Raw genomic sequence first — 8,526 nt, forward strand, 5'->3', positions numbered from 1 at the left:
GTTCCCTCTATATAAGGAAGGCCGTAGATGCCGCAGGTTGATCCCGAGCTTTTCGACCGCGGCCAGTTCCAGGCCGAACTGGCGCTGAAGTCCAGCCCCATCGCCGCGTTCAAGAAGGCCATCCGCCAGGCCAAGGATGTACTCGACGCCCGTTTCGCCAACGGCCGGGACATCCGCCGCCTGGTCGAGGACCGCGCCTGGTTCGTCGACCAGATCCTGCGTGAGGCCTGGGCCCGCTTCGACTGGAGCGAAGACGCCGACATCGCCCTGCTGGCGGTCGGTGGCTACGGCCGGGGCGAACTGCACCCCTACTCCGACATCGACCTGCTGATCCTGCTGGACAGCGCCGACCACGAGACCTTCCGCGAACCGATCGAAGGCTTCCTCACCCTGCTCTGGGACATCGGCCTGGAAGTCGGCCAGAGTGTGCGCTCGGTGGACGAATGCGCCGAAGAGGCCCGTGCCGACCTCACCGTCGTCACCAACCTGATGGAAAGCCGCACCATCGCCGGTCCGGAATCCCTGCGCCGGCGCATGCAGGAGGTCACCAGCCCGGAACGGATGTGGCCCAGCAAGGACTTCTTCCTCGCCAAGCGCCAGGAGCAGAAGGCCCGCCACGCCAAGTACAACGACACCGAGTACAACCTCGAGCCCAACGTGAAGGGCTCCCCCGGCGGCCTGCGCGACATCCAGACCATCCTCTGGGTCGCCCGCCGCCAGTTCGGCAGCCTCAACCTGCACGCCCTGGTCAAGGAAGGATTCCTCGTGGAGAGCGAATGCAGCATGCTCGCCTCCAGCCAGGAGTTCCTGTGGAAGGTCCGCTACGCCCTGCACATGCTCGCCGGCCGCGCTGAAGACCGCCTGCTGTTCGACCACCAGCGCAAGCTCGCCGGGCTGCTCGGCTTCCACGGCAGCGACGCCAAGCAGGCCATCGAACACTTCATGCAGAAGTACTACCGCGTGGTCATGGCCGTCGCCGAACTCAGCGACCTGATCAACCAGCACTTCGAAGAGGTCATCCTGCGCAGCGGCGAGAACGCCGTCGCCCAGCCGCTCAACAGCCGCTTCCAGCTGCGTGACTGCTACATCGAGGTGGCCCACCCCAACGTCTTCAAGCGTACCCCCTTCGCCCTCATGGAGATCTTCGTGCTGATGGCCCAGCACCCGGAGATCAAGGGCGTGCGCGCCGACACCATCCGCCTGCTGCGTGACAGCCGCCACCTGATCGACGACGACTTCCGCAGCGACATCCGCAACACCAGCCTGTTCATCGAGCTGTGCAAGTCCCCCCAGGGCATCCACCGCAACCTGCGCCGCATGAACCGCTACGGCATCCTCGGGCGCTACCTGCCCGAGTTCGGCCACATCATCGGGCAGATGCAGCACGACCTCTTCCACATCTATACGGTCGACGCCCACACCCTCAACCTCATCAAGCACCTGCGCAAACTGAAGTGGCCGGAGCTGGCGGAGAAGTTCCCCCTCGCCAGCAAGGTCATCGACAAGCTGCCCAAGCCCGAACTGATCTACATCGCCGGGCTCTACCACGACATCGGCAAGGGCCGCGGTGGCGACCACTCAGAACTGGGTGCCATCGACGCCGAGGCCTTCTGCGCCCGCCACCAACTGCCGGCCTGGGACTCGCGCCTGGTGGCCTGGCTGGTGCAGAACCACCTGGTGATGTCCACCACCGCCCAGCGCAAGGACCTCTCCGACCCGCAGGTGATCCTCGACTTCGCCCGCCTGGTGGGCGACCAGACCCATCTCGACTACCTCTACGTGCTCACCGTGGCCGACATCAACGCCACCAACCCGAGCCTGTGGAACTCCTGGCGCGCCAGCCTGCTGCGCCAGCTCTACACCGAGACCAAGCGCGCCCTGCGCCGCGGCCTGGAGAACCCCCTGGACCGCGAAGAGCAGATCCGCCAGACCCAGGTCGCCGCCATCGACATCCTCGTGCGCAACGGCATCGACCAGGACGACGCCGAGCAGCTCTGGGCCCAGCTCGGCGACGACTACTTCCTGCGCCATACCGCCAGCGACGTGGCCTGGCACACCGAAGCCATCCTCCAGCACCCGGACGGCAACGACCCGCTGGTGCTGATCAAGGAAACCGCCCAGCGCGAATTCGAAGGCGCCACCCAGATCTTCATCTACGCCCCCGACCAGCACGACTTCTTCGCCGTGACCGTGGCCGCGATGAGCCAGCTCAACCTGAACATCCACGACGCGCGGATCATCACCTCCACCAGCCAGTTCACCCTCGACACCTACATCGTGCTGGACACCGCCGGCGGCTCCATCGGCAACGACCCGGCGCGCATCCAGGAGATCCGCGAGGGCCTGATCGACGCGCTGAAGAACCCCGACGAGTACCCGGCCATCATCCAGCGCCGCGTCCCGCGCCAGCTCAAGCACTTCGCCTTCCCGCCGGAGGTCACCATCTCCAACGACGCCCAGCGTCCGGTGACCGTGCTGGAAGTGATCGCCCCCGACCGCCCCGGCCTGCTGGCGCGCATCGGGCGCATCTTCCTCGACTTCGACCTGTCGCTGCAGAACGCCAAGATCGCCACCCTCGGCGAACGGGTGGAGGACGTCTTCTTCATCACCGATGCCGACAACCAGCCGCTGTCCGACCCCGAGCTCTGCCAGCGCCTGCAGGCGGCCATCGTCTCCCAGCTCTCCGAGGCCAGTGGCCAGAACGCCCAGCTCGGCCGCATCAGCATCTGACGCGCCCGACCGCACCACCAGGAACCGCACATGAACGACGCCCTGAACCAGTTGCAGCCCTACCCCTTCGAAAAGCTCCGCGCCCTGCTCGCCGGCGCCCAGCCCCCGGCCGACAGCACGCCCATCGCCCTCTCCATCGGCGAACCCAAGCACCGCTCCCCGGACTTCGTCGCCAAGGCCCTGGCCGACAACCTCGACCAGCTCGCCGTCTACCCCACCACCCTGGGCATCCCCGCCCTGCGCGAAGCCATCGCCGCCTGGTGCGAGCGCCGCTTCAAGGTGCCTGCCGGCTGGCTCGATGCCGCGCGCCACGTGCTGCCGGTCAACGGCACCCGCGAAGCGCTGTTCGCCTTCACCCAAGCCGTGGTCAACCGCGCCGACAACGGCCTGGTGGTCAGCCCGAACCCCTTCTATCAGATCTACGAAGGCGCAGCCCTGCTGGCCGGAGCCGAACCCCACTACCTGCCCTGCGAGGCGGAAAACGGCTTCAACCCCGACTTCGACGCCGTGCCGGTCGAGGTGTGGAAACGCTGCCAGATCCTCTTCCTCTGCTCCCCGGGCAACCCCACCGGCGCCCTGGTACCGGTGGAGCAACTGAAGAAGCTGATCGCCCTGGCTGACGAGCATGACTTCGTCATCGCCGCCGACGAGTGCTACAGCGAGCTGTACTTCGACGAAGCCAACCCGCCAGCCGGCCTGCTCACCGCCTGCGCCGAGCTGGGCCGCAGCGACTTCGCCCGCTGCGTGGTGTTCCACAGCCTGTCCAAGCGCTCCAACCTGCCGGGCCTGCGCTCCGGTTTCGTCGCCGGTGACGCCGCCATCCTCAAGGCCTTCCTGCTGTACCGCACCTACCACGGTTGCGCCATGCCCGTGCAGACCCAGCTGGCCAGCGTCGCCGCCTGGAACGACGAGGCCCACGTGCGCGCCAACCGCGACCTGTACCGCGAGAAGTACGACGCCGTGCTCGACATCCTCGGTGGCGTGCTCGACGTGCAGCGCCCGGACGGCGGCTTCTACCTCTGGGCCAAGACCCCGGTGGACGACACGACCTTCACCCGCGAACTCTTCGCCCGCGAGCACGTCACCGTGGTGCCCGGTTCCTACCTCTCCCGCGAAGTGAATGGCATCAACCCGGGCGCCGGCCGCGTGCGCATGGCCCTGGTCGCCCCGCTGGCCGAGTGCGTCGAAGCCGCCGAACGCATCCGCCGCTTCGTCCGCCGCCTCTGACCCGACCGCCCGGTCATCAACCGGGCCAATGTCACAAAGCGGGACATCCGGGCTTGCCTCCAGGCGCCCGGCCCCCGACTATCCGAGCGTTCATCCAGGGACGGATGGGCAAGCAGCCCCGGCAGATGCCGGGTGCAGCCACCATGGAACGGGAGTCAGCATGAAAGTCTTCGAAGTCACCATCACCGTCGGCGGCGCCGTCGGCCACATCATCATCGGCGGCGGCATCTTCAACGCCAAGGTGCGCGATACCAGCAACAACCGCACTTCGCTCTACACCATCTACATGGCCGGCATCGGCGTCGGCCTGCCCGCCTTCCGCGCCACCTCCAGCACCTTCCGTTTCACCGATGACGACAGCAAGTCCTCCGACAGCTTCGAGGGCTACGGCTACATGGGCGGCGTCTCCGTGGAGGCCGGTGCCGGCGTCAAGATCGGCGGCGGCATCAAGATCCCCAACGGCCCGCTGATCCCCACCACCGTTTCCACCGACTACGGCGGCGTCGACATCAGCGTGTCCCACAACGTCACCCGCTGGGCGCTGTGAAGGAGGCTGCATGGACCTCGCACTCAGACTGATCATCGCCGCGCTGTTACTGGCCCTGGCGCTCTACCTGCTGCTGCGCCCGGCCCAGGCCGGCGCCGCGCTGGCGCGGTTCTACGGGCGCTACCCGCTGGTGCGCCTGGCACCGACCGAGCAGCTCGCCTCGCGCCCCGCCCTGCTGCGCCTGCTGGGGCTGGGTCTGGCTGTGCTGGGCGCCGCTGCCCTGCTCCTGTAGCACGCTCCCACGCGGCGCCGGGCGTGGCATAATCGCCGACCGACGCCGCGCGGCCCCTCGCCGCGCGCCCCATGGCCCACCGCGAACCGAGCTGCTCAATGACCATTACCCTCTATGGCATCAAGGCCTGCGACACCATGAAGAAAGCCCGCACCTGGCTCGACGAGCAGGGCGTGAGCTACGCCTTCCACGACTACAAGACCGCCGCCATCGACCGCGCCAGCCTGAAGAAATGGTGCGACGAGCACGGCTGGGAAACCGTGCTGAACCGCGCCGGCACCACCTTCCGAAAGCTCGACGACGCGCAGAAGGCCGACCTCGACCAGACCAAGGCCATCGACCTGATGCTGGCCCAGCCCTCAATGATCAAGCGCCCGGTGCTCGACCTCGGTGACCGCACCCTGGTCGGCTTCAAGCCGGACTTCTACGCCGCCGCGCTCAAGTAACCCCGAACACCGAACGGACGTCCGACAGCCAGGCACGCGACCGGCAGCGGGCGTCCGAACCACCCTTTCAGAACGAGGAATGTCCATGTCCCACGCACTCTTCAGCATCGCCTTCGGTGTTGGCACCCAGAACCGCCAGGGCAACTGGCTGGAAGTCTTCTACGCACAGCCGCTGCTCAAGCCCACCGAAGCACTGGTCGCCGCCGTGGCTCCGCTGCTCGGCTACACCGGCGGCAACCAGGCCATCGCCCTCAGCAACACCCAGGCCGCTGACCTGGCCAGCGCCCTGAAAGAAATCGACGCCGCCCAGGCCGCCCTGCTGACCCGCCTGGCCGAGAGCCACAAGCCGCTGGTCGCCACCCTGCTGGCCGAAGATGCCGCGCTGACCTCCACCCCCGAGGCCTACCTCAAGCTGCACCTGCTCTCCCACCGCCTGGTCAAGCCCCACGGCCTGAACCTCACCGGCATCTTCCCGCTGCTGCCCAACGTGGCCTGGACCAGCGAAGGCGCCGTGGACCTGGCCGAACTGGCCGAGCGCCAGCTGGAAGCGCGCCTGAAGGGCAACCTGCTGGAAGTCTTCTCCGTGGACAAGTTCCCGAAAATGACCGACTACGTCGTCCCCGCCGGCGTGCGCATCGCCGACAGCGCCCGCGTGCGCCTGGGCGCCTACATCGGTGAAGGCACCACTGTGATGCACGAAGGCTTCGTCAACTTCAACGGCGGCACCGAAGGCCCGGGCATGATCGAAGGCCGCGTCTCCGCAGGCGTCTTCGTCGGCAAAGGCTCCGACCTGGGCGGCGGCTGCTCCACCATGGGCACCCTCTCCGGTGGCGGCAACATCGTCATCTCCGTGGGTGAAGGCTGCCTGATCGGCGCCAACGCCGGCATCGGCATCCCGCTGGGCGACCGCAACATCGTCGAAGCCGGCCTGTACATCACCGCCGGCACCAAGGTCGCCCTGCTGGACGACCAGAACGCCCTGGTGAAAGTGGTCAAGGCCCGCGACCTGGCCGGCCAGCCCGACCTGCTGTTCCGTCGCAACTCGCAGAACGGTGCCGTCGAGTGCAAGACCAACAAGACAGCCATTGAGCTGAACGAAGCCCTCCACGCCCATAACTAAGCTGCACAGGGAAGCCGGCGTCGGACGCTCCACAGCCTCCGGCACCGGCTTTTCACTTCCCGCCGTCCGGCTTCAGGCCCATCGTCATGCTCCCATCTCCCTGGCGCTCCGACTTCCCCGCCCTCTCGGCCCTCGACGCCGAGGGCCAGACCTACCTGGACAGCGCCGCCACCTCGCAGAAGCCTCAGGCGGTGCTGGATGCGCTGCTCGGCTACTACGCCAGCGGTGCCGCCAACGTGCACCGGGCCCAGCACCTGCCGGGTGAGCGCGCCACCCGCGCCTTCGAAGGCAGCCGCACCCGCGTTGCGCAGTGGCTGAATGCCGAGCATCCGGCGCAGATCGTCTTCACCCGGGGTACTACCGAAGCGCTCAACCTCCTGGCGTACGGGCTGGAGCAGCAGTTCCGACCGGGCGAGCGCATCGCCGTCAGCGCCCTGGAACACCACGCCAACCTGCTGCCCTGGCAGCAACTGGCACGCCGACGCCAGCTCGAGCTGGTGGTGCTGCCGCTGGATGCACGGGGTGACATCGACCTCGACCAGGCCCGCCAGCTGATCGACTCGCGCACCCGCCTGCTGGCCGTCAGCCAGCTGTCCAACGTGCTCGGCCGCTGGCAGCCCCTCGGCGAGCTGCTGGCCATGGCCCGCCAGCAAGGCGCGCTGACCGTGGTGGATGGCGCCCAGGGAATAGTTCACGGCCGCCATGACGTGCAGGCCCTGAGCTGTGACTTCTACGTGTTCTCCGGGCACAAGCTCTACGGCCCGGAAGGCGTCGGCGTGCTCTACGGCCGCACCGAGGCCCTGGCCCGCCTGGCCCACTGGCAGTTCGGCGGCGAAATGGTGCGCCGTGCGGGCTACCACGATGCCGACTTCCACGACGCCCCGCTGGGCTTCGAGGCTGGCACCCCGGCGATTGCCTCGGTGATCGGCCTCGGCGCAGCGCTGGACTACCTCGGCAGCCTCGACGCCGCAGCGGTCAGCGCCCACGAGACGGTGCTCCACGCCAAGCTGATGGCCGGCCTCGCCGCCCGCGACGGCGTGCGCCTGGTGGGCGAGCCCCAGGTGGCGCTGGCCTGCTTCAGCGTCGATGGCGTGCACAACGCCGACCTCGCCCACCTGCTCACCGAACAGGGCATCGCCGTGCGCGCCGGTCACCACTGCGCCATGCCGCTGTACCAGGGGCTCGGGCTCAGCGGCGCGATCCGCGTATCCCTCGGCCTCTACAACGACGGCGCGGACGTGGAGCGCTTCCTCTCGGCCCTGGACAAGGCCCTGGAGCTGCTGCGATGAACCTTCCCCCCCAAGCCACCGAAGCCCTGGCAGCCTTCGGCGCCGCCGGCAGCTGGGAACAGCGCGCGCGCCTGCTGATGCAATGGGGTGAACACCTGGAGCCCCTGAGCGACACCGAGCGCAGCGAAGCCAACCGCGTGCACGGCTGCGAAAGCCAGGTCTGGCTGGTGGAGGAGATAAAGGAAGGGCGCCGCCACTTCCGCGCCGCCAGCGATGCGAGGCTGATCCGTGGCCTGCTGGCCGTGCTGCTGGCGCGGGTCCAGGGCCTGGCGCCGGAGGAGCTGGCCACGCTGGACCTCAGCGACTGGTTCACCCAGCTCGGCCTCTCCCGCCAGCTCTCACCATCTCGCACCAACGGCCTCAACGCCGTGCTCGACAGGATGCGCAAGGCCGCACCGTGAAGGGCGGGTTAATGAATCCGCTCGCGCCTGTAGGAGCGAGCTCTGCTCGCGAAGCCTCCGGCCCGGTTGCCCGGGCTTCAGCCCAGGAGCGGCGTGGCACGTCCCGGACTGAAGTCCGGGCTACGTCAGGGTCGCCCATGGGGCTGCAGGGGACTCCGATGGTGGGCTGAAGCGGAACGCAGCCCGGCCCACCCTTGTATCTCGACTACTGCCCCACCCCAGGGGCATAGTCCCCGACTGATCATCGGGGGAGGGATAGGAAGCCGTGTCCACCCTTAGGCCGCGAGCCTGCACCGTAGATAGTGCTCCGCCCCTCCACACTCACTCGAACAGCCCGAACGGTATCCAGAGCCACGAGCTCGCATTCACAAGGTTGGGCCGGGTGCAGTGATGATCGCGTCTGAACGGATCGAGAGGAGAATCCATGCCCAGCGTCATCGGCATCGACATCGCCAAACACACCTTTGACCTCGCCACCCTGCAGCCCAACGGCAAGTACCGCACCAAGGCCAAGCTGGCCAACGACAAAGCGGG

General features: G+C 67.8%; 8 protein-coding genes. All 8 read left to right on the forward strand.

Features of this window, described 5'->3' with window-relative positions; genetic code table 11:
- Positions 1-27: 27 nt before the first annotated feature.
- Positions 28-2,730, forward strand: a complete 2,703-nt coding sequence (locus BM198_RS20620) for a [protein-PII] uridylyltransferase (protein WP_074971953.1) — start codon at positions 28-30, stop codon at positions 2,728-2,730.
- 30 nt (positions 2,731-2,760) lie between these two features.
- Positions 2,761-3,957, forward strand: coding sequence for a succinyldiaminopimelate transaminase (gene dapC, locus BM198_RS20625; protein ID WP_074971955.1), 1,197 nt, complete (start codon positions 2,761-2,763; stop codon positions 3,955-3,957).
- A 160-nt stretch (positions 3,958-4,117) separates the two neighbouring features.
- Positions 4,118-4,504, forward strand: a complete 387-nt coding sequence (locus tag BM198_RS20630) for a hypothetical protein (protein WP_044414394.1) — start codon at positions 4,118-4,120, stop codon at positions 4,502-4,504.
- 10 nt (positions 4,505-4,514) lie between these two features.
- Positions 4,515-4,736 (forward strand): hypothetical protein, encoded by a 222-nt coding sequence (locus BM198_RS20635; protein ID WP_074971958.1) that lies wholly within the window; start codon positions 4,515-4,517, stop codon positions 4,734-4,736.
- Between the two features lie 98 nt (positions 4,737-4,834).
- Complete coding sequence (locus BM198_RS20640; RefSeq protein ID WP_074971961.1) at positions 4,835-5,182, forward strand: ArsC family reductase; 348 nt, start codon at positions 4,835-4,837, stop codon at positions 5,180-5,182.
- 85 nt (positions 5,183-5,267) lie between these two features.
- The gene (dapD, locus tag BM198_RS20645; protein WP_074971963.1) at positions 5,268-6,302 is read left to right on the forward strand and encodes a 2,3,4,5-tetrahydropyridine-2,6-dicarboxylate N-succinyltransferase; all 1,035 of its coding nucleotides are present in this window, start codon (positions 5,268-5,270) and stop codon (positions 6,300-6,302) included.
- An 86-nt stretch (positions 6,303-6,388) separates the two neighbouring features.
- Complete coding sequence (locus tag BM198_RS20650) at positions 6,389-7,591, forward strand: aminotransferase class V-fold PLP-dependent enzyme (RefSeq protein ID WP_074971965.1); 1,203 nt, start codon at positions 6,389-6,391, stop codon at positions 7,589-7,591.
- Positions 7,588-7,992: a SufE family protein gene (locus BM198_RS20655; protein ID WP_074971967.1), complete on the forward strand. Its 405-nt coding sequence runs from the start codon at positions 7,588-7,590 to the stop codon at positions 7,990-7,992. Before BM198_RS20650 ends, BM198_RS20655 begins: the two co-directional genes overlap by 4 nt.
- Positions 7,993-8,526 lie beyond the last annotated feature (534 nt).

The organism is Metapseudomonas otitidis (genome assembly GCF_900111835.1).
GTDB classification, from domain to species: Bacteria; Pseudomonadota; Gammaproteobacteria; order Pseudomonadales; family Pseudomonadaceae; genus Metapseudomonas; species Metapseudomonas otitidis.

What these genes read in the sequence shown, in the direction of transcription:
- BM198_RS20620 (WP_074971953.1), top strand. Translation starts at nt 28, where the DNA reads ATGCCGCAGGTTGATCCCGAGCTTTTCGACCGCGGCCAGTTCCAGGCC.
- BM198_RS20630 (WP_044414394.1), top strand. Translation starts at nt 4,118, where the DNA reads ATGAAAGTCTTCGAAGTCACCATCACCGTCGGCGGCGCCGTCGGCCAC.
- BM198_RS20655 (WP_074971967.1), top strand. Translation starts at nt 7,588, where the DNA reads ATGAACCTTCCCCCCCAAGCCACCGAAGCCCTGGCAGCCTTCGGCGCC.
- BM198_RS20640 (WP_074971961.1), top strand. Translation starts at nt 4,835, where the DNA reads ATGACCATTACCCTCTATGGCATCAAGGCCTGCGACACCATGAAGAAA.
- dapD (WP_074971963.1), top strand. Translation starts at nt 5,268, where the DNA reads ATGTCCCACGCACTCTTCAGCATCGCCTTCGGTGTTGGCACCCAGAAC.
- BM198_RS20650 (WP_074971965.1), top strand. Translation starts at nt 6,389, where the DNA reads ATGCTCCCATCTCCCTGGCGCTCCGACTTCCCCGCCCTCTCGGCCCTC.
- dapC (WP_074971955.1), top strand. Translation starts at nt 2,761, where the DNA reads ATGAACGACGCCCTGAACCAGTTGCAGCCCTACCCCTTCGAAAAGCTC.
- BM198_RS20635 (WP_074971958.1), top strand. Translation starts at nt 4,515, where the DNA reads ATGGACCTCGCACTCAGACTGATCATCGCCGCGCTGTTACTGGCCCTG.